20 protein-coding genes are annotated in these 23150 nt (G+C 59.8%); 14 read left to right on the top strand and 6 right to left on the bottom strand.

The annotated features are described in order from the left end of the window. Positions 1 to 21 precede the first annotated feature (21 nt). Both BN77_RS14755 and BN77_RS14750 read right to left on the bottom strand, forming a co-directional pair. Positions 22 to 579 carry a cysteine hydrolase family protein gene (locus BN77_RS14755; protein WP_007533193.1) on the bottom strand — a complete coding sequence of 186 codons (558 nt, stop codon included), beginning with the start codon at positions 577 to 579 and terminating at the stop codon, positions 22 to 24. Between the two features lie 69 nt (positions 580 to 648). Next, positions 649 to 1683 (bottom strand): LacI family transcriptional regulator, encoded by a 1035-nt coding sequence (locus BN77_RS14750; RefSeq protein WP_007533191.1) that lies wholly within the window; start codon positions 1681 to 1683, stop codon positions 649 to 651. Between the two features lie 453 nt (positions 1684 to 2136). Between BN77_RS14750 and BN77_RS14745 the strand changes: the two genes are divergently transcribed. The 9 genes from BN77_RS14745 to BN77_RS14705 all read left to right on the top strand — a co-directional run bounded on the left by BN77_RS14745 (position 2137) and on the right by BN77_RS14705 (position 13835). After that, a complete protein-coding gene (locus BN77_RS14745) occupies positions 2137 to 3372 on the top strand; it encodes an ABC transporter substrate-binding protein (RefSeq protein ID WP_007533187.1) in 1236 nt (411 codons plus the stop codon). Positions 3373 to 3571: 199 nt separating this feature from the next. Beyond that, a complete protein-coding gene (locus BN77_RS14740; RefSeq protein ID WP_007533185.1) occupies positions 3572 to 4474 on the top strand; it encodes a carbohydrate ABC transporter permease in 903 nt (300 codons plus the stop codon). After that, positions 4467 to 5402: a carbohydrate ABC transporter permease gene (locus BN77_RS14735; RefSeq protein ID WP_040677223.1), complete on the top strand. Its 936-nt coding sequence runs from the start codon at positions 4467 to 4469 to the stop codon at positions 5400 to 5402. Before BN77_RS14740 ends, BN77_RS14735 begins: the two co-directional genes overlap by 8 nt. A 3-nt stretch (positions 5403 to 5405) precedes the next feature. Then, complete coding sequence (locus BN77_RS14730) at positions 5406 to 6491, top strand: ABC transporter ATP-binding protein (RefSeq protein ID WP_007533180.1); 1086 nt, start codon at positions 5406 to 5408, stop codon at positions 6489 to 6491. 122 nt (positions 6492 to 6613) lie between these two features. After that, positions 6614 to 9079: a beta-mannosidase gene (locus tag BN77_RS14725; RefSeq protein ID WP_007533178.1), complete on the top strand. Its 2466-nt coding sequence runs from the start codon at positions 6614 to 6616 to the stop codon at positions 9077 to 9079. A gap of 42 nt (positions 9080 to 9121) precedes the next feature. Then, on the top strand, positions 9122 to 9883 hold the full coding sequence (locus tag BN77_RS14720) for a sugar phosphate isomerase/epimerase family protein (RefSeq protein ID WP_007533176.1): 762 nt from the start codon (positions 9122 to 9124) through the stop codon (positions 9881 to 9883). Positions 9884 to 9891: 8 nt separating this feature from the next. After that, the gene (locus BN77_RS14715) at positions 9892 to 11025 is read left to right on the top strand and encodes a Gfo/Idh/MocA family protein (RefSeq protein WP_007533175.1); all 1134 of its coding nucleotides are present in this window, start codon (positions 9892 to 9894) and stop codon (positions 11023 to 11025) included. 67 nt (positions 11026 to 11092) lie between these two features. Continuing rightward, the gene (gene mgrA, locus BN77_RS14710) at positions 11093 to 12124 is read left to right on the top strand and encodes an L-glyceraldehyde 3-phosphate reductase (protein WP_007533173.1); all 1032 of its coding nucleotides are present in this window, start codon (positions 11093 to 11095) and stop codon (positions 12122 to 12124) included. 97 nt (positions 12125 to 12221) lie between these two features. After that, entirely contained in the window at positions 12222 to 13835 is a 1614-nt protein-coding gene (locus BN77_RS14705; RefSeq protein WP_007533171.1) for a glycoside hydrolase family 43 protein, read from the top strand. A 155-nt stretch (positions 13836 to 13990) separates the two neighbouring features. Here BN77_RS14705 and znuA read toward each other — a convergent pair whose 3' ends face one another. After that, positions 13991 to 14977, bottom strand: a complete 987-nt coding sequence (gene znuA / locus BN77_RS14700) for a zinc ABC transporter substrate-binding protein ZnuA (RefSeq protein WP_007533169.1) — start codon at positions 14975 to 14977, stop codon at positions 13991 to 13993. A gap of 101 nt (positions 14978 to 15078) precedes the next feature. On the opposite strand from znuA, the gene BN77_RS14695 reads away from it, so the two are divergent. From BN77_RS14695 to BN77_RS14685, 3 genes are read left to right on the top strand one after another with little or no spacing between them, the layout of a single operon-like run. Beyond that, positions 15079 to 16023 carry a metal ABC transporter ATP-binding protein gene (locus BN77_RS14695; protein ID WP_007533167.1) on the top strand — a complete coding sequence of 315 codons (945 nt, stop codon included), beginning with the start codon at positions 15079 to 15081 and terminating at the stop codon, positions 16021 to 16023. Further along, a complete protein-coding gene (gene znuB, locus BN77_RS14690; protein ID WP_007533165.1) occupies positions 16016 to 16831 on the top strand; it encodes a zinc ABC transporter permease subunit ZnuB in 816 nt (271 codons plus the stop codon). The genes BN77_RS14695 and znuB overlap by 8 nt, the downstream gene beginning before the upstream one ends. Then, entirely contained in the window at positions 16828 to 17226 is a 399-nt protein-coding gene (locus tag BN77_RS14685; protein ID WP_007533163.1) for a Fur family transcriptional regulator, read from the top strand. Before znuB ends, BN77_RS14685 begins: the two co-directional genes overlap by 4 nt. 24 nt (positions 17227 to 17250) lie before the next feature. Here the strand turns inward: BN77_RS14685 and BN77_RS14680 are convergent, their stop codons facing one another. Together BN77_RS14680 and BN77_RS14675 are read right to left on the bottom strand one after the other, a co-directional pair. Further along, the gene (locus tag BN77_RS14680) at positions 17251 to 17778 is read right to left on the bottom strand and encodes a gamma carbonic anhydrase family protein (RefSeq protein ID WP_007533161.1); all 528 of its coding nucleotides are present in this window, start codon (positions 17776 to 17778) and stop codon (positions 17251 to 17253) included. Positions 17779 to 17790: 12 nt separating this feature from the next. Continuing rightward, entirely contained in the window at positions 17791 to 18486 is a 696-nt protein-coding gene (locus BN77_RS14675; protein ID WP_007533160.1) for a fumarylacetoacetate hydrolase family protein, read from the bottom strand. A 232-nt stretch (positions 18487 to 18718) separates the two neighbouring features. Between BN77_RS14675 and BN77_RS14670 the strand changes: the two genes are divergently transcribed. After that, a complete protein-coding gene (locus BN77_RS14670) occupies positions 18719 to 20692 on the top strand; it encodes an adenylate/guanylate cyclase domain-containing protein (protein WP_007533158.1) in 1974 nt (657 codons plus the stop codon). 485 nt (positions 20693 to 21177) lie between these two features. After that, the gene (dusA, locus tag BN77_RS14665) at positions 21178 to 22224 is read left to right on the top strand and encodes a tRNA dihydrouridine(20/20a) synthase DusA (protein WP_040677221.1); all 1047 of its coding nucleotides are present in this window, start codon (positions 21178 to 21180) and stop codon (positions 22222 to 22224) included. Between the two features lie 333 nt (positions 22225 to 22557). Here the strand turns inward: dusA and BN77_RS14660 are convergent, their stop codons facing one another. Next, positions 22558 to 22770 carry a cold-shock protein gene (locus BN77_RS14660; protein ID WP_007533154.1) on the bottom strand — a complete coding sequence of 71 codons (213 nt, stop codon included), beginning with the start codon at positions 22768 to 22770 and terminating at the stop codon, positions 22558 to 22560. Positions 22771 to 23150: the final 380 nt, after the last annotated feature.

Below are 23150 nucleotides of genomic sequence, written 5' to 3'. Positions count from 1 at the left end.
ATATAAAGCGGAATAGCCCGTTCAGAAGCGAATGTCCTCAAGCGGGCGAACCAAGATGCGGGCGCTTCCAGCATCGAAATCATCGAGCGTTTCGTTGTGGTGAGCGACGATGTCCGCGAAGTTCAGCGTTCGCGAATCGGCTGTCGTGTGGCCATCTGCAACCAGCGTCACATCATAGCCGAGCGATACCGCGCGTCTGACTGTGGTGTCGACGCAAAACTGGGTCATGCAGCCGCCGACGATCAGATGCGTGACGTTTCGCTCGGCCAGCCTATCGGCAAGGTCTGTCTCAAAAAACGAGTCCGAGCTCTTCTTGTGAACGACGGTGTCGCCTTCGGCCGGCGACAATTCCGAGCGAATTACCCAGCCATCGGTGCCGACTGCTAGCCGATGGCCGGGATATCCGTCGTGCTGGACGAGGATCACGGGCGCGCCGGCGCGACGGGCCTCGACACGAAGAACTTGCAGTCTCGAAACGGTTTCATTCAGTGCGGCATCGATGATGGGTTGGCGCTCAGGCGTGCCTTTGCCCGCAAGAATGGCATTTTGAACGTCGATGATCAGCAGTGCGGTCGTCATATCCAGTGCGTCTCCGCCATGATTTCCGTCCCTCGTCCGCCATCAGACAAGAGTTAACTTGGCTCTGGTCTATTTGGTCTTCCAAACAGGTTGGCTGATGCTTTGCAACAGTTCCGGTTCGATGCCGTCGATGCGAGCGATGACGGCCTTCGCCATTTCCCGCCCGGCATGGCGGACATCTTCGTAGGCAGTGATGATCTCGGGGCGGATCCAATTGAGGATCGGCGCCGACTCCTTGGAGACCATGTCGACATCTTGGCCAAGCCGCTTGCCGGCGGCCTCTATACCAGCGTTGACGGCGATGGCGGCGCTTCCGGCCGAGCAAACGATTCCGTCAGGCGCGTTCGACGCGCGCATCAGCACTTCAACGGCGTTGCGGATTTCCTCAAGCGGATTGTCGATCGTGACGCGCAGTGGCACCTCCTCGGCTCCGTAGTCATGCAGTCCCGTCTGAAAGCCGATGCGCGTGTGCGTGTAGTAGGTCAACTTGCTTGGAGGCTGAAGCAAGGCAATGCGCTTGCGGCCCCTGGCGACCAGCTTCTCGACGGCCTGATGGGCGAAAGCCTCATTATCAAAGTCGTGAAACGGATGCGTGAGACCGGCGTCGGTGCGCCCGTGCGTGGCAAAGGGCATGTTGTGCTCTGTGAGCAGGCGAACACGTGGGTCGTCAGGCTCGATGCGCGAGATGATGACGCCGTCGGCCGATCCGGTCTCGAGAATGTAACGCACCGGCAGCATCGGATCCTTGCTGTGGGAATGCGGTGTGACGACGATGTGATAGGGCGTGCCCGTCAAGACTTCCGAGATTCCGAACACCAGCTGGCTGCTGAAGCCCATGATCTCTTCATCAATGCTGAGGACCAACGCAATGACATTCGTCTTGCCGGTTCGCAGGCGCACACCGGCCCGGTTCGGCTGGTAGCCAAGCTGACGGGCGACCATTCGAACCCGTTCCTTGGTTTCTGCGCCAATGTCAGGGGCATCCTTGAGGGCGCGCGACACTGTCGTCACTCCGAGCCCGGTCATGAAGGCAATCGTTTTCAGTGTTGGCCGCTCGCGCGTTGTCTCGGCGGCGGCTCCTGCAAAATTCGCTTTGTTTTCCATCCCTCTAGGCCGTCCTGCGCGATTTGGTCTCGCTTATAGTGTCTTTTCAAAGCGCTGTAAGCATCAAGAACGCTAGCTTCTCCTCCTCGGAAGACGCAAAATCTGTAACGATACAGTAGAAATGTCGAGCCCTTTTTATCGTAGTCTTACGCCACGTGCTCTCATCGGTTGAATATGGGTATTTTTCTCGGAATTTTTGCGATTGCGAACGGAAATCTTGGCTGCGTAAGCCGCACGCACGCGTAAAATGTTGAAATTATAAGAGGATAATAGGAGTTCGCAGATGCTCAATCCGTGAACATGAATGGTACCGCAATGTTGAAAATGCAAGCGTAAACACAGTCATTGGTAGCAAATCATCTCCGAAAATAAATTTTTGGAGGCGGGCTGTTGCGCCGAAATATCGATTGAACTAAGTTTTTCCGGTAACGTTTCAGTGAGGGAGGAGAACTCATGAATTTTCGTTTGATCGCGGCTGCACTTGCCGCTTCCGTCGTGTTGCCGTTCGGTGCGGCAAACGCGACCGATCTTGAAGTCACCCATTGGTGGACATCCGGCGGCGAAGCTGCTGCCGTAGCGGAACTCGCAAAGGCGTTTAATGCGACCGGCAACAAATGGGTTGACGGTGCAATTGCCGGCTCCGGTGGTACCGCGCGTCCGATCATGATTAGCCGCATCACCGGCGGCGATCCGATGGGTGCGACGCAGTTCAACCATGGCCGTCAGGCCGAGGAACTCGTACAGGCCGGGCTGATGCGCGATCTGACCGACGTTGCCACCGCCGAGCACTGGAAGGACATCGTCCGTCCGTCGAGCTTGCTTGATTCCTGCACGATCAACGGCAAGATCTATTGTGCTCCAGTCAATATCCATTCGTGGCAATGGCTGTGGCTCTCGAATGCCGCTTTCAAAAAGGCCGGCGTGAACGTGCCGAAGAACTGGGACGAATTCGTCGCTGCTGCCCCGGCGCTTGAAAAGGCCGGTATCGTCCCGCTCGCCGTTGGTGGTCAGCCCTGGCAGGCTGCAGGCGCATTCGACGTTCTGATGGTCGCGATCGCTGGCAAGGATACGTTCTACAAGGTGTTCAAGGACAAGGATGCCAAAGCTGCTGCCGGTCCTGAAATTGCGAAGGTCTTCAAGGCAGCCGACGACGCTCGCAAGATGTCAAAGGGCAGCAACGTTCAGGACTGGAACCAGGCAACCAACCTCGTCATTACAGGGAAGGCCGGCGGCCAGATCATGGGTGACTGGGCGCAGGGCGAGTTCCAGCTGGCTGGTCAGAAGGCCGGCACCGACTACACCTGCCTTCCGGGCCTCGGGGTGAACGAGATCATCTCCACCGGCGGTGACGCGTTCTACTTCCCGCTGCTCAAGGATGAAGCCAAGTCGAAGGCGCAGGATGTTCTCGCCAAGACGCTGCTCGATCCCAAGACGCAGGTCGCCTTCAACCTGAAGAAGGGTTCGCTGCCGGTTCGTGGCGACGTAGACCTCGGAGCCGCCAACGACTGCATGAAGAAGGGTCTCGATATCCTAGCCAAGGGCAATGTGATCGAAGGCACGGACCAGCTTCTGTCGGCGGATAGCCAGAAGCAGAAGGAAGACCTCTTCTCCGAGTTCTTCGCAAATCCATCGATGACGCCGGAAGCCGCTCAGAAGCGCTTCGCTGAAATCATCGCTTCTGCCGACTGATACGTCGCATTCCGATTGCTGTTGCGATCCGGCTCCGTTCGTTTGGCGGAGCCGGATTTGCCCGGAACTCCGGGTAGCGGCAGCGCTCGAGACTGACGCTGATGCTCATTCGCTGGTCTCGATAAGGGAGTGAGGTGGCGACCGGGACACGGTTCGCCGCTCTGGATCACGCAGGACTTGCGATTCAGGAGGAATTACAATGACAGGTCAAGCGAAAGCAGGCCGGCCAAATCAGTTACTGCGCAATCTGAATTCGAAGATTGCATCCATTCCCATGATCCTTACCGCCCTTGTTATCTTTCTCGGCGGCACGGTGTGGACGGTCGTCTACTCATTCACCAATTCCAAGCTCCTTCCACGGTTGAGCTTTGTCGGTATCGATCAGTACAGGCGGCTTTGGGCTGCGCCACGCTGGATCATCTCGATCGAGAACCTTGCCGTCTATGGCGTTCTCTCGCTTATCTTCAGCCTTGTGATCGGCTTTGTGCTCGCGGCGCTGATGGACCAGAAGATCCGCTTCGAAAACACGTTCCGCACGATCTTCCTTTACCCGTTCGCTTTATCGTTTATCGTGACGGGCCTGGTCTGGCAGTGGATACTCAACCCCGAGTTCGGCGTGCAATCCGTTATTCGTTCGCTCGGCTGGACAACCTTCACCTTCGACCCGCTCTATACGCCGGAAATCGTCATCTACGGCATTCTGATTGCAGCGCTTTGGCAGGGTACCGGCCTTGTCATGTGCCTGATGCTCGCCGGCCTGCGCGGTATCGATGAAGACATCTGGAAGGCCTCGCGTGTCGATGGCATCCCGATGTGGAAGACCTATCTCTTCATCGTCATTCCGATGATGCGGCCTGTGTTCATCACGACGCTTGTGATCATCGCCAGTGGCATCGTCAAGGTCTACGACCTTGTCGTCGCGCAGACAAGCGGCGGTCCGGGAATCGCGTCGGAAGTGCCCGCGAAGTACGTGTACGATTACATGTTCCAGGCTCAGAATCTGGGGCAGGGCTTTGCTGCCTCGACCATGATGCTGATTACCGTCGCGATCATCATTATCCCATGGGCTTATCTGGAATTCGGAGGGCCTAAACGTGCCTGATGCTATTGCTCTCAAGACCGCCGATGACAGCTTGCGCGATAAATCCCTCTCTGGCCCAAGCGGCCCGAAGCCCAAACGGGTGATTTCTCCGCGCAACATCATGCTCTATGGCACGCTTTTCGTTGCCGCTGCATACTACTTGCTTCCGCTCTATGTGATGATCGTCACGTCGCTGAAGGGCATGCCGGAAATCCGACTGGGCAACATTTTCTCGCCGCCGCTTGAAATCACATTCGAACCCTGGGTGAAGGCCTGGGCGACAGCTTGCACCGGTCTTAACTGCGACGGTCTCTCGCGGGGTTTTTGGAATTCGGTGCGCATCACCGTTCCCTCGGTAGTCCTTTCGATCGCCATTGCCTCGGTGAACGGCTATGCGCTCGCCAACTGGCGCTTCAAGGGATCCGAGATGTTCTTTGCGATCCTCGTCGTCGGCGCCTTCATTCCCTACCAGGTGATGATCTACCCGATCGTCATCGTGCTGCGTGAAATCGGTATCTACGGCACACTGACCGGTCTGATCATCGTGCACAGCATCTTCGGCATGCCGATTCTGACACTTCTGTTTCGCAACTACTTTGCATCGCTGCCGCAAGAACTTTTCAAGGCAGCGCGTATCGACGGCGCGGGCTTCTGGCAGATTTTCCTGAAGATCATGGTGCCGATGTCGCTGCCGATCTTCGTTGTTGCCATGATCCTGCAGGTTACCGGCATCTGGAACGACTTCCTGTTCGGCGTCGTCTTCACCAGACCCGACACCTATCCGATGACCGTGCAGCTCAACAATATCGTCAATTCTGTCCAGGGCGTGAAGGAATACAACGTCAATATGGCCGCAACGATCCTGACGGGTCTCGTGCCGCTCGTTGTCTACTTCGTATCGGGACGACTTTTCGTCCGTGGCATCGCCGCCGGCGCAGTGAAAGGCTGATCCATGAATTCAAGTGTTTCCATCCGCGATCTGACTTTGAATTTCGGCGCGGTCAGCGTTCTCAAGGACCTCAATCTCGAAATCAACGACGGGGAATTCCTCGTTCTCCTCGGCTCGTCCGGCTGCGGCAAGTCCACGCTATTGAACTGCATCGCGGGCTTGCTCGACGCCTCCGAGGGCCAGATTTTCATCAAGGGCAAAAACGTTACCTGGGAAGAGCCCAAGGATCGTGGCATCGGCATGGTGTTCCAGTCCTATGCGCTTTATCCGCAGATGAGCGTCGAGAAAAACCTCTCCTTCGGCCTTCAGGTCGCCAAGGTGCCGCAACAGGAGATCGACAAGCGCGTCGCGCGCGCCGCCGAAATACTGCAGATCCAGCCGCTCTTGAAGCGCAAGCCAGCCGAACTTTCGGGCGGTCAGCGCCAGCGCGTTGCGATCGGTCGCGCCCTGGTGCGCGATGTGGATGTGTTCCTGTTCGACGAGCCGCTGTCGAACCTCGACGCCAAGCTGCGCTCGGAGCTGCGCGTCGAAATCAAGCGCCTGCACCAGTCGCTGAACAACACGATGATCTACGTCACACATGACCAGATCGAGGCGCTTACCTTGGCTGATCGTATCGCGATCATGAAGAGTGGCATCATCCAGCAGCTTGCCGATCCGACCACGATTTACAACAAGCCCCGCAATCTCTTCGTTGCCGGCTTTATCGGCTCGCCGTCGATGAATTTCCTACGCGGTGAGATCGCCAAGCAGGGGGATCAGACGTTCTTTACGGCGAACGGCGTGAATTTCTCACTGGCGCACTACGATACACCGGAAGTACTGCAGGCCGGCCGCAAGGTCGTCCTCGGTGTTCGTCCAGAACATGTGAAGGTAAACGAGAACCTCGGCGCTGAAGTCCACGATGCGACGGTCGATATCGAAGAGCCGATGGGCGCCGACAACCTGCTGTGGTTGAAGCATGCCGGCCACACAATGTCCGTGCGCATCAATGGCGCCCGCCGCTTCAGCCCCGGAACAGCCCTGAAGCTCGGATTCGACATGTCGCTGGCGTCGATCTTCGATGCCGAAACCGAGCTTCGTCTTTAGAAATCGCAATGCGGGCGGAGCTATCGTTCCGCCCCTTCTTCTAATCGGCCATCTGGCCACCAAGTTCGGCTGCGGCCCGCGGGTGCGGGCATTCCCAAGCGTAGCCCGATCGGGATAATATTATGACATCCTTGCCGAAAAACGGGTTCAACCTCGACCTCTCCGGATCGTGGACGCTTAGCTCCGCCGATGGGGACATCACGACGTCGATCAAGCTGCCTGGCGATGTGCATACTGCCTTGCATGCCGCCGAGCTCATTCCCGATCCCTATTTCGGCCGGAACGAGGAAGTTGTTCAGTGGGTGGCGCATCGCGACTGGGTGCTCGAGCGCAGCTTCACGCTTTCGGAACCGGACGGCGATTGGTATCTCGATATCGACTATCTCGATACCGTGGGTGCGGTCTTCATCAATGGCTCGCCGGTTCTCCTCGCAGACAACAGCTTTCGGCGCTATCGACCTGATGTCGGCGGTCAGCTGAAAGCCGGCGACAATGTTATCCGCATCGTCCTGCATTCGAGCATTGTCGCTGGCGCCGACCGGCAAGCCAGGCAGCCCTTTTACATTCCGTATCATCCCGGCAACTCGCCGATTGCGAATGGCAACATGCTGCGCAAGCCGCAGTGCCATTTTGGCTGGGACTGGAATATCGCGATTGCCCCCCTTGGGCTCTACGGCACGATTGCGTTGCGCAAACTCGAGACGGCTCGCATCGAGCACGTGACGACCCGCCAGGTCCATAATCTGAACGGTTCCGTGGATTTGCAGGTTACCGCGACACTGTTTGCCAAGGACCCCGGCATCGTGCCGATCCATTTCTCGCTTGATGGCGAGCGCGTTCGCCTTGACGTCGGCGTGGGAGCTGGAGAAACGGTCGTCAATCATGTCTTCGAAATCGAGAAGCCGCGGCTCTGGTGGCCTTCTGGCAGCGGCGGGCAGGCGCTCTATGCACTGACGGTCGATCTGCCAGCAGATGCCGTGACCAGGCAGATTGGTCTTCGAACCGTCGAGCTCATCACGACGCCTGACGCTGCCGGTAGCCGTTTCGCGCTGAAGGTCAACGGCCGCGAAATCTTCTGCCGCGGTGCCAACTGGATACCCGCGGACGCGCTGTTCTCGCGATCCAGCCCCGAAAAGACCGAGGATCTGTTGCAGTCGGCCAAGGCTGCAAACATGAACATGATCCGCGTCTGGGGTGGTGGTTTCTACGAGCATGACCACTTCTACGATCTTTGCGACCGGCTCGGCCTGATGATCTGGCAGGACTTCATGTTCGCCTGCAATCTCTATCCCTCGACCGAAGACTTCCTCGACAACGTCACGCTCGAAGTCGACTATCAGGTCCGCCGCCTGTCTTCGCATCCGTCGATCGCGCTCTGGTGTGGCGACAACGAACTGGTCGGGGCACTGACTTGGTTCGACGAGTCGAAGAAAGATCGTGACCGCTACCTCGTCTCATACGACCGTCTGAACCGGACGATCGAGCAGGCGATGAAGAAGGCGGCGCCGGATGCTATCTGGTGGCCGTCGAGTCCGGCGTCCGGCTATCTCGATTTCGGCGATGCATGGCATGCCGACGGCTCCGGCGACATGCATTACTGGTCGGTCTGGCACGAAAATAAGTCGTTTGACAACTATCGTACGGTGCGCCCGCGCTTCTGCTCGGAATTCGGTTTCCAGTCCTATACGTCGCTACCCGTCATCAAGACCTATGCGGAGGCGAAGGACATGAACGTCGCGTCGCCGGTCATGGAACTGCACCAGAAGAATGCCGGCGGCAACGAACGTATCGCCGGGACGATGTTCCGCTACTTTCGCTTTCCGAAGGATTTCCCAAACTTCGTCTATCTCAGCCAGATCCAGCAGGGTCTCGCGATCAAGACGGCCGTGGAATACTGGCGGTCGCTGAAGCCGCATTGCATGGGCACGATCTACTGGCAGCTCAACGATACCTGGCCGGTCGCGTCCTGGTCGAGCCTTGATTACGGCGGTCGTTGGAAGGCGATGCACTACCTCGTCAAGCGCTTCTTCCAGCCAGTCGCAGTCGCGGCGATCCCTGATGACGACGGCAAGCAGATCCGCTTCTCGCTCGTCAACGACACCCTTGCCGAGGTCAGCATCGATCTGTCTCTCTCGTTCCTCGATATGAAGGGCGAGCGCAAGCACTTGAAGGATGTTCAGGCGGTCTGCACGCCAGATGCCGCGGTTACTGCTGCAACAATCGACGTTGAGGACCTTCCAGCCGGCACGCTGCTTGCCTGGCGGTTCACGGCATCGAACGGCATGGGCGGGGAAGGGCACTATGTGCACGGCACCTACAAGGCGCTGGAGCTCGAGCCGGCGGGCCTTATGGTCACGCACGAATATGTCGAGGAGGATGGCTCCGTCTGCCTCAACGTCACTGCCAAGGGACTTGCGCTGTTCGTGATGATCGAGACGGATACCGACGGCAAGTATTCCGACAATGCCTTCGATCTGGCGGCGGGCGAAACGCGCCGGATCACCTTCACCCCGGCCACACCGCTTGATGGCGGCTCACTGCCGGATTTCCGTTTCTACGACCTGCAAGCCTGTCAGTCCGTGGATTGATGTTGACTGAAATGTAATGGGCACGAGGCCCGAGGAGGAATGATGACGAAACTGAGTTTCCAGCTTTATAGCGCCCGTAACTTCCAGCCCTATTCGTTGATCTTCGAAAAGCTCGGCAAGGCCGGCTACCAGGAAGTCGAAGGTTTCGGCGGCATCTACGCCGATCTCGACGACGCCGGCCTGAAGAGCCTGCGCGGGGAACTCGACAAGAACGGGCTTGTCATGGCAAGCGGCCATTTCAGCCCCGATTTCCTCGAGCGCGAAGTGCAGAAGTCGCTGAACATTGCCAAGATCCTCGGCATGGACTCGATCTATGCCCCGCATCTGGCCGCCGATCAGCGCCCGACCGATGGTGCCGGCTGGCTGGGCTTCGGCAAGCGCCTGCAGGAAATGAGCAAGCCTTACAAGGACGCCGGATATGAGTTCGGCTGGCACAACCATGACTTCGAATTCGTGAAGCTCGCCGACGGCTCGCTGCCGATCGAGCGGATTTTCGAAGGCGCGCCTGACATTTCCTGGGAAGCGGATATTGCCTGGGTCGTTCGCGGTGGCGCCGATCCGTTCGCATGGATCGAAAAGCTTGGATCCCGCATTACCTCGGCTCACGTCAAGGACATTGCCCCGGCAGGCGAGAACAAGAACGAGGACGGCTGGGCCGATGTCGGGCAGGGCACGCTGCCCTGGGCAAAGCTCGTCGCCGCCCTCAAGGGTACAAAGACCAAGCACTACGTTGTCGAGCATGACAATCCGGCCGATATCGATCGCCTGATCACCCGCTCGATCGCATCCTTCAAGACCTATTGAGGCAAATCATGACTAAGGAACTTGGCGTCGGCATCATCGGATGCGGCAACATCTCCACCACCTACTTTTCGCTCGCCCCGCTGTTCAAGGGCCTGAAAGTTCTGGCTTGCGCCGATATCAACGTGCAGGCCGCCAAGGCCCGCGCCGAGGAATACGGCGTCAAGGCACAGACGATCGATGAGCTTCTCGCCAATGACGAGATCGACGTCATCGTCAACCTGACCATTCCGGACGCGCATTTCCCGGTTTCAAAGGCGATCCTCGAGGCCGGCAAGCACGTCTATTCGGAAAAACCGCTGGTTCTCACCCTCGAGCAGGGTGAGGAGCTGCGCCGCATCGCCAAGGAGAAGAACCTCTCCGTCGGTTGCGCGCCTGACACCTTCCTCGGCGGCGCGCACCAACTTGCCCGCAAATACATCGACGAGGGAGGCATCGGCCGCATCACATCGGGCGCCTGCTACGTCATGAGCCCGGGCATGGAAATGTGGCATCCGAACCCGGACTTCTTCTTCCTGCCCGGCGGCGGCCCGATCCTGGACCTCGGCCCTTATTACGTCGCCAACCTGATCAACCTGATTGGACCGGTCAAGCGCGTCGGCGCCATGACCTCCATGGCGTCCGATACCCGCACGATCACCAGCCAGCCGCGTTATGGCGAGGTCATCCCGGTCAAGACACCGACGACGATCCAGGCAATGCTCGAGTTCGTCAGCGGCGCGACAATCACGCTGACGGCGAGCTGGGATGTGTGGTCTCATCGCCATGCCAACATGGAGCTCTACGGCACCGACGGTTCGCTTTACGTACCGGATCCGAATTTCTTCGGCGGCGTCGTTGAGGCCAGCGGCCGCGACAAGGACATTAAACCGCTCGACAGTTGGGAACATCCCTTCGGAATATTCAACCAGGAGAGCCCGCATGGGCCGCGCGCCAACTATCGTACCGCCGGTCTGGCCGATATGGCGATGGCGATCATCGAGGGCCGCGATGCGCGTTGCTCGCTCGACCGCACGCTGCACGGCGTCGACGTGATGACCTCGATCCTGAAGTCGGGCGAGGAAGGCCGCTTCATCGAGCTGACGACGACCTGCACGCAGCCGGCCGCGCTCGGCATCGAAGAGGCACAGGCGCTCTTGAAGTAAGCGACCAAAGGACTATGGTCCGGCGCGGGCGAAAAGCCCGCGCCTTTTTGCTTGAAGGATCAGGATGATGAGCTGGCAACCGGCTTCCGACCGCTATTCGAAGATGAAGTATAACCGCACGGGCCGTTCCGGCCTGAAGCTTCCGGCCGTTTCGCTCGGCCTCTGGCACAATTTCGGCGGCGACACGCCACACGACCGCAAGATCGACATGTGCCGCACGGCCTTCGATCTCGGAATTACCCATTTCGACCTCGCCAACAATTATGGCCCGCCTCCCGGCAGCGCCGAGACCGCCTTCGGCGAGATCCTGCGCACCGAGTTTTCCGGCCTGCGCGATGAGCTGATCATCTCGTCTAAGGCCGGCTACGACATGTGGCCGGGTCCTTACGGCGAATGGGGCGGCCGCAAATATCTGATCGCCTCCTGCGACCAGAGCCTGAAGCGCATGGGTCTCGACTATGTCGATATCTTTTATTCGCACCGCTTCGATCCGGATACGCCGCTCGAGGAAACCTGCGGTGCGCTCGATCATATCGTGCGCTCCGGCCGCGCGCTCTATGTCGGCATCTCGTCTTATAATTCGCAGCGTACCCGCGAAGCCGCCGCCATTCTCAAGGATCTCGGCACGCCCTGCCTGATCCACCAGCCGAGCTATTCCATGCTCAACCGCTGGGTCGAGGACGACAAGTTGCTCGATACGTTGGATGATGTCGGCATCGGCTCGATCGTGTTCTCGCCGCTGGCGCAGGGCATGCTGACGACGAAGTACCTCGGCGGCATCCCTCAGGATAGTCGTGCGGCGCAGAACCACTTCCTGAAGAAGGACTTCATTCGTCCTCAGATCATCGACAACATCCGCAAGCTTAACGAGATCGCGGAGAAGCGCGGCCAGACGCTGGCGCAGATGGCGATCGCCTGGGTGCTGCGCGGCGGCCGCGTGACGTCGGCGCTGATCGGGGCCAGCCGCTCGTCGCAGATCGTCGATTGCGTCAAGGCGCTCGACAATCTCGAGTTTACCGCCGAGGAACTCAAGGAGATCGACGTCTACGCTCGCGAGGCGGACATAAATCTGTGGGCCAAGTCCGCGGAACGCGAATAAGCCAACGCGCCCGGAACGACCTTCCGGGCGTTTTTTCTATTGAGTTTTGATGTACGTGCCGCAAGAATTGTGCGTATCCCAGGGAGGAGATTTCACCATGATCCGCAACCCGATCCTACCGGGCTTCAACCCGGATCCGTCCATCTGCCGCGTCGGGGATGATTATTATATCGCCACCTCCACCTTCGAATGGTATCCCGGCGTTCAGATCCATCATTCACGCGATCTCGTGAACTGGACAATGGTGCGGCGTCCGCTCGAGCGCCAGTCGCAGCTCGACATGCGCGGCAATCCTGATAGTTGCGGCGTCTGGGCACCCTGTCTTTCCTATGCCGACGGGCGCTTCTGGCTTGTCTATACCGACGTCAAGCGCTTCGACGGCAACTTCAAGGATGCGCACAACTATATCGTGACTTCGCCAACGATCGAAGGCGAATGGTCGGAGCCGGTGTATGTGAACTCCTCCGGCTTCGACCCGTCGCTGTTCCATGACGATGACGGCCGCAAGTGGTTCCTGAACATGCAGTGGAACCACCGCACCGAGAGCTTCGGCGGCGCGCCGAAATCGCCGGCCTTCGACGGCATTCTCATGCAGGAGTGGGACCCGGCAACGAAGTCGCTGAAGGGGCCGATCAAGAACATCTTCGCCGGCAGTCCGCTTGGCTTGGTCGAGGGACCGCACCTCTTCAAGCGCAACGGCTATTACTATCTCACGACCGCCGAGGGCGGGACTGGCTATGACCATGCAGTGACGATGGCCCGTTCACGGACGATCGACGGTCCCTATGAGATGCACCCGAACAAGCACCTGATCACGTCGAAGGATCACCCGGAGGCCATCCTCCAGCGGGCAGGGCACGGCCAGTACGTCGAAACGCCGGATGGCGAGGCCTATCACACGCATCTTTGCGGTCGACCGATGCCGCCGAAGCGCCGCTGCACGCTCGGCCGTGAAACCAGCCTGCAGAAGTGCGTTTGGAAGGAAGATGGCTGGCTCTACCTCGAAAACGGTACCACCGTTCCCGATGTCACCGTGCCGGGACTGGCTAGTGCCGTCGCCGTCGAGAAGCCGATGCGCAGCGAATACAACTTTGATGGCGGCGTCCTGCCTGCTGACTTCCAGTGGCTTCGCACGCCAAAGCCGGAGCGCATCTTCAGCCTGACAGACCGGCCGGGCCACCTCAGGCTGATCGCGCGCGAGAGCATCGGCTCGTGGTTCGAACAGTCTCTCGTCGCCCGCCGCCAGGAGCACCACAGCTTCCGAGCAGAGACCGTCGTCGAATTCGATCCCGACACCTACCAGCAGGTCGCCGGCCTGACCCACTACTACAACAGGCACAAATTCCATGCGATCGGCGTCACTCTGCACGAAAAGTTGGGGCGCTGCGTCACGATCTTTTCCTGTGATGGCGATTACCCGAACAGCCGCCTCAGCTTCCCGGCAGGCAGCGGTGTGGCTCTTCCGGCTGAGGGGCGCGTGCAGCTTTCCATGGAAGTCAGGGACAACGACCTCCAGTTTTTCTGGCAGACGGAAGGCAAGGGGGCGTGGCAGCCGATCGGTCCGGTCCTCGACGCCGGCGTTGTCTCCGATGAAGGCGGGCGCGGCGAGCACGGCTCGTTTACAGGTGCCTTCACCGGGGTCTTCGCATTCGATACGTCGGGTCGCGCAAGGACGGCAGATTTCGATTGGTTCAACTACGACGAACTTTGATCGAGAGCGCGGCATCGCCGGCAATCCTGGCGATGCCGCATTTTGTATTTTGGAATATGATTTTTCGCTATTCGTTGGGTGCAGATCGATTTCCGGCTCATCCGTTCGGTCAACAGCGCCCTCTTAGTAGAGTCTATGAGGAAAAGTCGCCAATCTCAGCTTTGTCTCGAGAGGCAGTCCTTCATACTGTTGGCAATGCCGCGCATGAGGTTGAAATAGAGATCCGTTCCGGCATCGAGGGTGGCGGCCTCCGGATCGAGAACACCGGCCTTCGCCTTGGTTCCTTCAATCACGACATCGACCAATCGTGGCTGGAACTGCGGCTCGGCGAAGACGCAGGTGGCGCCGAGTTCGCCAACTTTCTTTTTGATCTCCGCGATGCGTTCCGCGCCGGGAACCGTTTCGGGGCTGACGGTGATCGAGCCGGCGACGCGCACATGATAGCGGTTCTCGAAATACTGATAGGCATCGTGGAAGACGATGAATGGCTTGTCCTTGACCGGTGACACGATAGCGGTGATTTCCTTGTCCAGAGCATCAAGCTTGTCATCCAGCAGCTTCGCATTGCCTTGGTAAATGAGGGCATTGGCGGGGTCGGCTGCGACGAGCGTGGTCGTGATCTCCGCGGCCATCGCCTTGGCATTTTGCGGATCAAGCCAGAGATGAGTATCGAAAGCCCCATGATCATGATCATGATCTGCGTCGGCATGCGCATCATCGTGCCCATCGCCGTCATGCTGATCTTCACCCTCGTGGTCGCCGTCATGGTGCGGCTCGAAGGCGCCGCCTTCACGGAACTTGAGCTTCGTCAGGCCCGGCGCGTTGTCGAGTTCGGCAACGACAGCATCAGACCCGATCGCCTGCAGCGGCTTCTCCAGAAACGCTTCGAGACCGGGGCCGACCCAGAACACCACCTTGGCGTTCTGCAGCGCGCGCGCATTTGACGGCTTCATATTGTAGGTGTGGGGCGAGGCGGCGCCATCGACGATTAGTTCCGGCGTGCCGACGCCCTGCATGATCGCAGATACAAGTGAGTGAACCGGCTTGATGGAGGTCACCACGACAGGTGCATCCGCCGTTCTGCCCGCTTCGGCAAAGAAGGCGGCTGGGATTGCGAGGGTAAGGGCCATCGCGAGTTTCATCGGTGTACTCCGCTTGAATTGCAGCTGTAATGTTATTACATCAATTGCGTTATGCTATAACGTGTGCGATAGCAAGTCGCAACACCACATCAGGAAAAATGATGTTCTCTCCCGCAAATTCAGAAGCCAAGCCATTGGTCTCGCTTTCCAATGTCGGCGTGCGAAGAAACGGCCGCTGGCTCGTCCGCGGCGTGGATTTCTCCGTTTCGCGCGGCGAGATCGTCACGCTGATCGGCCCTAACGGCTCAGGCAAGTCGACGACCGTCAAGACAGCGATCGGCGTGCTGAGGCCCGACGAGGGGAGGGTGGAGCGTGCCGCCAAGCTCACGGTAGGCTATGTGCCGCAGAAGCTGGCGATCGATTGGACGCTGCCGCTCACCGTGCGCCGGCTGATGACACTGACCGGACCTCTCTCCGACAACGATATGGCGGCCGCTCTCGACGCCGTCGGGCTGTCGCACATGCTTGGCGCCGAAGTGCAGCATCTGTCGGGGGGGGAGTTTCAGCGGGCGCTGATGGCGCGCGCGATCGCGCGCAAGCCTGACCTCCTCGTGCTCGACGAACCCGTGCAGGGTGTCGATTTCTCCGGCGAGATCGCGATCTACGATCTGATCAAGTCGATCCGCAACACCACGGGCTGCGGTATCCTGCTGATCTCGCACGACCTGCATGTCGTCATGGCGGCGACCGACACTGTCATCTGTCTCAACGGCCACGTTTGCTGCCGTGGTACCCCTCAGGCGGTCAGCCGGAGTGCGGAATATGTCCGACTGTTTGGCAGTCGCGCGGCGCAGGCGCTGGCGGTCTACAGTCACCACCACGATCATACGCATCTGCCGGATGGCCGGGTGCTGCATTCCGACGGCTCCGTTACCGAGCACTGCCACCCCGATGATGGCCACCATCGTAGCCATGACGGGCATGGTCATAGCGACGACCATTCTGAGCATGACCACGCCGGCGTTGGCCATGACCAACGCGGCGATCATCATGCCGAGGATCATGTCCACGATCACAAGCAGCCCGCAGGAGAGCGCCATGTTTGACGATTTCTTCGTGCGCGCCATCCTTGCCGGCGTCGGGCTGGCGCTGACGACAGGCCCACTCGGCTGCTTCATCATCTGGCGGCGCATGGCCTATTTCGGCGACACCATCGCCCATTCAGCACTGCTCGGCGTCGCGCTGTCGCTGCTGCTCCAGTTCAACCTAACGCTTGCTGTGTTCCTCGTTGCTGCGACGGTGTCGATCCTCCTGCTGTTATTGCAGAAACGCCAAGCCCTGTCCGCGGATGCGCTGCTCGGTATCCTCTCGCATGCGACATTGGCGATTGGCCTCGTCATGGTCGCCTTCATGAGCTGGGTGCGCATCGACCTCATCGCTTTTTTGTTCGGCGACATCCTCGCGGTCTCGAAGATTGATATCGTCATGATCTGGGGCGGCGGCATTCTTGTGCTGGCCGCAATCGTTTGGCTCTGGCGGCCGCTTCTCGCCTCCACCGTCAACCCCGAGCTTGCAGAGGCCGAGGGGCTGCAGCCGGAGCGGGCGCGACTCTTCTTCATGCTGCTGATGGCGGTCGTCATCGCAATTGCCATGAAGATCGTCGGTATCATGCTGATCACATCGCTGCTGATCATACCAGCGGCGGCCGCACGCCGCTTCGCTTCGACGCCCGAAGTGATGGCCATCTTCGCCTCGCTGATCGGTGCGGTCGCCGTGGTCGGCGGGCTGTTCGGCTCGCTGACCTACGACACGCCCTCCGGCCCGTCGATCGTCGTGGCAGCCCTGATCCTATTTGTTCTCAGCCTGCTACCAAAGCGCTGGCGGGGGCAGGCCCTGGAAGGACATCGTTCATGAATGCACCTGCTTTGACCAAGAACCAGGCTCTCGTCTTTGAGGTGCTCGAAAGGGCTGATGGACCGCTGAGCGCCTACACGATTCTCGACAAGCTGCGTGATCACGGCTTTCGCGCGCCGCTGCAGGTCTACCGGGCGCTGGAGAAGCTGCTCGAATACGGTGTTGTGCACCGGCTCGAAAGCATCAACGCGTTCGTCGCCTGCGCGCATCCGGAGCAAAACTGCCACAGCCACGGCATTGTTGCGTTTGCGATCTGCGAGAGCTGCGGACATGTCTTGGAGTTTCACGACCACGAGGTCGATCACCGCCTCATGAATTGGACGCGCGGCAAGAAGTTCAAGGCAGAGAAGACCACGATCGAAATCCGCGGCCTGTGTGAGGCGTGCGCCGCTTAGAGCCTCGGTCTGCTATTCGGATGATCAGAAGGGACGCAGGTCCCGCGCGTAGCGTTTCCAATTGCCAACATACTTCTCGGCGGAGCGGCGCAGCCCGGTGATCGCCGCCGCGTCCAGTGTGCGGATAACCCGCGCGGGCGAGCCGACGATTAGGGAGTTATCGGGAAACTCCTTGCCCTCGGTGATTAAGGCATTGGCGCCGACTAGGCAGTTGCGGCCGATCCTGGCGCCGTTCAGTACCGTTGCGCCCATGCCGATCAGGGAATTGTCTCCGATCGTGCAGCCATGCACGATGGCATGATGGCCGATGGTGCAGCCTTCACCGATCGTCACGGGAAACCCCGGATCGGTGTGCAGCATTGCGCCTTCCTGGATATTCGTTGCGGCACCAACCGTGATCGGTTCATTGTCGCCGCGCAGAACCGAGCCGAACCAGATGCCGACGTCGACGCCAAGTGAAACCTGACCAATGACGTGGGCGTCAGGTGCGATCCAATATGTGCCCGACGGCGGCAGGTCCGGGGTCAATTCGCCAAGCGCATAGAGAGGCATGACGTCTCCTCCTCAGGCCACGTTGATCGACAGGGTGGCGATACCATCGATGCCGCAATCGACGTGGTCGCCTTTCTTCACGGCACCGACGCCGGCCGGTGTGCCGGTCATGATGACGTCGCCCGGCGCCAAGACGAAGAGTTTAGACAGTTCGGCAATGATCTCCGGCACTTTCCATATCATCTGGTTGAGGTCGCCGTCCTGGACGCGCTTGCCGTTCAGCTCCAGCCAGATCCTGCCTGACGACGGGTGACCGATCTTGGCTGCCGGAACGATCCGTGACACCGGTGCCGAATGTTCGAAAGCCTTGGCGACTTCCCAGGGGCGGCCGAGCTTTTTAGCGTCCGCCTGCAGATCGCGGCGTGTGAAGTCGATGCCGACCGCGTAGCCGTAGACGCAGTCGAGCGCCTTGTCGGCGGCGATATCCTGGCCGCCGGCCTTCAGCGCCAGCACGCACTCGACCTCGAAATGCACATCGCGTGATAGCGTCGGGTAGGGGAAATCCTGGCCTTCAGGCATCAGGTTATCGGCGTTCTTCTGGAAAAAGAAGGGCGGCTCGCGGCTTGGATCATGTCCCATCTCGATCGCGTGGTCGGCATAGTTTCGCCCGACGCAGTAGACGCGGCGCACGGGGAATACCTCCCCGGTGCCCTCGACGGGAAGCAGGACGGGTTGTGGAAGCGGGATGACAGTCGCGGGAAAGGACATTGCAGGCTCTTGCTGTTCGTGGTCCTGACATCTTAAACGGAAAGCAAGGGCCGGGGAAAGCGTCGTTCAGCAGAGCGATCGTCATCGTTGCCTTGCATCCAAACATTTCCGGCCCGGACCATCCTGAGCTTGGGACACGTGGCTGACGGAGCAATTGTTCCCACCGCCAACGACGGAAGAAACCACTTCGACAAGTTCAGTGCGCCCGTGGTTCGAAAACGGACCTTCCTTCGTGACGCCGTCCTTCGATTGGACCGCGACAGACCACTACAGTGACCGCTTCGCGCATCCTGTTGCTGTTGAGGGCGGCACTCTGGTGAAACGTCGCCACGTGACCGTCTCGGTGCTATCATCAACCGGCACGGTCGCGGTCTCGGGCAGCCGGATGGTGCATGTCGCGTCAATCGCCTGGGCTTCATCCGGCGGATCTCCCGAGGGAGAGATAGCCATGGCAACTGCAAGAGCGGAGCGGCGGCTGGCCGCGATCCTGGCCGCTGACGTAGTCGGCTATTCCCACCTCGTCGAGCATGACGAGGCTGGGACACTGTCGGCCTTGAAGGTTCTGCGCCGGGAGGTGATCGACCCGCTGCTGGCCGAGCATCAGGGCCGTATTGTCAAGCTGATGGGCGACGGTGCGCTCGTGGAGTTCGGCTCGGTCGTCGATGCCGTAGCGTGCGCCGTCGTCATCCAGAAGGGCGTTGCCGAGAATCAGGCAGATATTCCAACGGAGCGACGCATCATCTTCCGGATCGGCGTCAATCTCGGTGATGTGATCCACGAAGCTGACGGGGATCTCTACGGCGATGGCGTCAACATCGCGGCCCGTCTCCAGACCCTGGCAGATCCAGGCGGCATTTGCATTTCCGGCACCGCGTACGATCATCTTCAGGGCAAGCTTGACTGCGACTACGAGTATCTCGGCGAACGCGCGCTCAAGAACATGGAGCGGCCGGTGCGTCTCTACCGACCTCTCCTGGAAGGGACGACCGCACACACGTCATCGCCCAGGCCCACACTTCCAGACCGACCATCCATCGCCGTCCTGCCGTTCAACGCCATGAGCGCCGACCCGGAGCAGGACTTCTTCAGCGATGGGCTCACCGAGGACATCACCACCGCGCTATCCAAGCTCAAGGGCTTCTTCGTGATCGCCCGCAACACAATGTTCACCTACAAGGCAAAGCCCATGGATGTGCGCGCGATCGGGCGCGAACTCGGGATCCGCTATGTCCTCGAGGGGAGTGTCCGCAAGTCCGGCAGCCGCGTGAGGGTGACCGCGCAGCTTATCGATGCGGCCTCCGAAGCTCATCTCTGGGCCGAGAGGTACGACGGCGACATTGGCGACATCTTCGTCATTCAGGACGAAATCACCGCAAGCGTCGTCGGCCGCATCGGGCCGGAACTGCTGGCGGCAGAGCATGCCCGCGAAAGCCCCAAGCCGAATCATGGCCTTGATGCCTGGGAATGTGTCGTGCGGGCGGTGTTCCTCTGTTCGCAGTTGTCTGAGGACAGCAGCCGAAAAATGCTCCCCCTGCTCGAGCGGGCAATCGGACTGGCTCCTGATTATGCCCAGGCGCTCGCCATGAAAGGTTGGATTACGATGTGGCGCGCGTTCCAGGGGTGGGAGGACATGGGATATGCTCTGGCCCTAGCCAGGGATGTCGTTCAACAGGCTATCGCCGCGGATGATAAGGAACCATGGGTTTACCTTGCGCAGGCGATGATAGCCTTTGCGACGCGTGATAATGTCCTAGCGATGGCAGCGGTCAGCCAGGCCGTTGCGATCAACCCTAACTCCGCTTTTGCACATGGTCAGTTGGGCCTTGCGCATGCCAATGGGGGCCGCGGGACGGAGGCCATTCCTTGCATCGACCACGCTCTCAGACTGAGCCCGCGCGAAGCTTTTCTCGGCGACTTTCAGTTCTACTACGCCATGGCTTATTTCCAGGGCGCGAATTACGAGCTTGGATTGAGTTATGCACGGGAGGCGCATCGCTTGCGGTCCGGCCACGCGGTACCGCTGATCATCGGCGCGGCCTGTGCCGGCCTTCTGGACAACAAGGAGGCTGCCACGGACTTGCTCGGGCGGCTCAAGTCGCTAGTCCCTGACATCTCGCGAGACGCGGTCGGCGCGACATCGTCTTTCGTGCTTGCCGAGGATCGAGCGCGTCTGATCGAGGGACTTGGCCGTGCCGGCCTGAATTGACGAGCTGGATTGGCCTTGAGAAACCGATGGCTTACCGGTGGAGGAGCGTTCCTGGTATGATGTCGCGGCGACTTTCGGAAGGGTGCTGCGGGAAAGCCCATCTCGCGGCCGCGAAACGCTCCCCTTGATTGGCTCATCGCGAGTAAGGAAGGAGGCCGGACGCTGGAAAGAGTGGCTTAGGTCTGGTGGCGTTTTGCCAACGCAGAGGACTTTGTGAAAGCACGCTCGATAGCGCCGGCCTGGTCAAGCTCAGATTGACGATACCTGATCCAAACCTTCGCGTTTCCGTGTCGAATGTCTTCGCCTTACGCCAAATTTTCGCTCCGGCTTTCTTTCTAATGATTTGAGCGGTATATCCGCTGCTTCCGTCCTGCCGCCTGCGCGCGCTGATGGTACCCAGGGTACAACATTATCCCCTGTTGGTACGACAATGTCGCACCCAAAGGTGAAAACGGTGCAACGGGCTGAAAAAAGTCCGACAAAGCATGACAAAGATCGCCGAGGCTAAGCAATTGAATTTCTATGATAAAGCCCGCTCTTCTGGGTCTCCGGTCTTGGCCGTTGCGCCAATGATCGATTGGACCGATCGGCATTGCCGCTATTTCCACCGGCAGATCAGCCGCAATGCACTGCTCTACACGGAAATGGTCGTGGCCGATGCGATCATCCATGGGCCGCGCGAGCGGTTGCTGTCCTTCGATGCGACGGAGCATCCGGTGGCGCTGCAGCTTGGCGGATCGGATCCGGCGAAGCTTGCCGAGGCGGTCAGGATCGCCGCACCCTACGGCTATGACGAGATCAACCTCAATGTTGGCTGCCCCTCCGACCGGGTGCAATCGGGCACGTTTGGGGCCTGCCTGATGCTGACGCCCGACATCGTGGCGGCCTGCGTGGCGGCGATGAAGGCGGTGGCGGACGTGCCCGTGACGGTGAAGTGCCGGATCGGTGTCGACGAGCAGGATCCGGAGGCGGCACTGCCAGCCCTTCTGGACAGGGTGCTCGATGCCGGCGCCGATGCCATCTGGATCCATGCGCGCAAGGCCTGGCTGAAGGGCCTGTCGCCAAAGGAGAACCGCGAGATCCCGCCGCTGGATTACGAGATCGTCTACCGCACGAAGCAAGCGCGGCCCGACGTCTTTGTCGGTATCAACGGCGGCATCCAGACGCTCGCCGAGGCGGCTGATCATCTGGACCACGTCGACGGCATCATGCTCGGGCGCGCGGCTTACCAGAACGCAGCCGTTCTCGCCGATGTCGATCATCGCTTCTACGGCGCGGCGGCGGAAATGACCGACTGGGGCACGATCCGCGACCGGATGATGGCCTACGCCGAGCGCCATATCGCCAACGGCGGGCGGCTGCAGCAGGTGGCTCGGCATATGGTCGGACTGTTTACCGGGCTGCCCGGCGCTCGGCGCTACCGCCAGATCCTGTCGACCGATGCGGTCAAGGCAGGGGCGGGGCCTGAGGTGATCGCAGCAGCCTTTGCGTCGGTGGATTTCGAAGGCGCACGAGACGCGGTCGGCGCATAGCTTTGTGCCGCACGATGCGACGGTGACCGGCAGTAGCTGGCGGCAAGCCTTGTTCTGACTGCCGGACGGTCCTCCCTCGAATATCGAGAGGCCCGGATCGTCGGGAGCAGTGGTGCACGGTTGCCGGGAGCAGGGATGTTTGCGTCTACGGCGCCATGTCCCGGGAACTAGAACGGGCCGGAATAGGCGCTAAACCCGGCCATGGCATCCCCAAGCGTCGTGGCCCGGCAGTTTGAGCACGTCGGTTGTCGGTCGATCCAGCAACCATGCCCGCAAACAAAAGCGGCGCCCCTTGCGGAGCGCCGGTCCATTCCCGCCGAGGCGGAAATTGAATTAGTTGGCCGAGATGTTGACGGCCTTCGGGCCCTTGCCCATGCGATCCGGCTCGGTGTCGAAGGTGACCTGCTGGCCTTCACGCAGCGACTGGATGCCCGAAGCCTGCAGCGCGGAGATGTGGACGAAAACGTCCTTCGCGCCGCCTTCCGGTGTGATGAAACCAAAACCCTTGTCCTGGTTGAAGAATTTTACGGTGCCCTTGGTGGCCATTGGGATAGTCCTTTTCCCTTAGTCTGTCTGGTATCCATCCCCCCGAGAGGAAATGAACGGCTTTAGCTTTCGCGCGTTCCAATTGAAAAATCGACGCGCGAAGGGTCAGTCGAGTAGTTCACGAACGGGGAAAGAACGTCTACGCACGCGGGTACCCCCCACGCCGCCTTCCGGCAGGAAGGCTTTACCACATCAGTCCAGTCACCGGCATGCAAATGCCCGAGAGCTGCATTTGGTGACAGCATTCGAAGCAAAAGGCAAGCGGCAATATTGTGGCACGCGATTCTGGGCAGCGGGAATCGCCAAAGATTCAGTTACTTGACGATTGGTAACCACGCACAGCAGTTGCTGTCCCGTTTCCGGAAACTGTGCCGGAACGG

It is taken from the genome of Rhizobium mesoamericanum STM3625, assembly GCF_000312665.1.
GTDB lineage: Bacteria > Pseudomonadota > Alphaproteobacteria > Rhizobiales > Rhizobiaceae > Rhizobium > Rhizobium mesoamericanum.
This window is presented reverse-complemented; position numbering and strand designations above follow the sequence as displayed.

Bases quoted from the DNA above. Each gene is read 5' to 3' on its own strand.
- BN77_RS14755 (WP_007533193.1), bottom strand. From the start codon at position 579: ATGACGACCGCACTGCTGATCATCGACGTTCAAAATGCCATTCTTGCG.
- BN77_RS14750 (WP_007533191.1), bottom strand. From the start codon at position 1,683: ATGGAAAACAAAGCGAATTTTGCAGGAGCCGCCGCCGAGACAACGCGC.
- BN77_RS14745 (WP_007533187.1), top strand. From the start codon at position 2,137: ATGAATTTTCGTTTGATCGCGGCTGCACTTGCCGCTTCCGTCGTGTTG.
- BN77_RS14740 (WP_007533185.1), top strand. From the start codon at position 3,572: ATGACAGGTCAAGCGAAAGCAGGCCGGCCAAATCAGTTACTGCGCAAT.
- BN77_RS14730 (WP_007533180.1), top strand. From the start codon at position 5,406: ATGAATTCAAGTGTTTCCATCCGCGATCTGACTTTGAATTTCGGCGCG.
- BN77_RS14725 (WP_007533178.1), top strand. From the start codon at position 6,614: ATGACATCCTTGCCGAAAAACGGGTTCAACCTCGACCTCTCCGGATCG.
- BN77_RS14720 (WP_007533176.1), top strand. From the start codon at position 9,122: ATGACGAAACTGAGTTTCCAGCTTTATAGCGCCCGTAACTTCCAGCCC.
- BN77_RS14715 (WP_007533175.1), top strand. From the start codon at position 9,892: ATGACTAAGGAACTTGGCGTCGGCATCATCGGATGCGGCAACATCTCC.
- mgrA (WP_007533173.1), top strand. From the start codon at position 11,093: ATGAGCTGGCAACCGGCTTCCGACCGCTATTCGAAGATGAAGTATAAC.
- BN77_RS14705 (WP_007533171.1), top strand. From the start codon at position 12,222: ATGATCCGCAACCCGATCCTACCGGGCTTCAACCCGGATCCGTCCATC.
- znuA (WP_007533169.1), bottom strand. From the start codon at position 14,977: ATGAAACTCGCGATGGCCCTTACCCTCGCAATCCCAGCCGCCTTCTTT.
- BN77_RS14695 (WP_007533167.1), top strand. From the start codon at position 15,079: ATGTTCTCTCCCGCAAATTCAGAAGCCAAGCCATTGGTCTCGCTTTCC.
- znuB (WP_007533165.1), top strand. From the start codon at position 16,016: ATGTTTGACGATTTCTTCGTGCGCGCCATCCTTGCCGGCGTCGGGCTG.
- BN77_RS14685 (WP_007533163.1), top strand. From the start codon at position 16,828: ATGAATGCACCTGCTTTGACCAAGAACCAGGCTCTCGTCTTTGAGGTG.
- BN77_RS14680 (WP_007533161.1), bottom strand. From the start codon at position 17,778: ATGCCTCTCTATGCGCTTGGCGAATTGACCCCGGACCTGCCGCCGTCG.
- BN77_RS14675 (WP_007533160.1), bottom strand. From the start codon at position 18,486: ATGTCCTTTCCCGCGACTGTCATCCCGCTTCCACAACCCGTCCTGCTT.
- dusA (WP_040677221.1), top strand. From the start codon at position 21,178: ATGACAAAGATCGCCGAGGCTAAGCAATTGAATTTCTATGATAAAGCC.
- BN77_RS14660 (WP_007533154.1), bottom strand. From the start codon at position 22,770: ATGGCCACCAAGGGCACCGTAAAATTCTTCAACCAGGACAAGGGTTTT.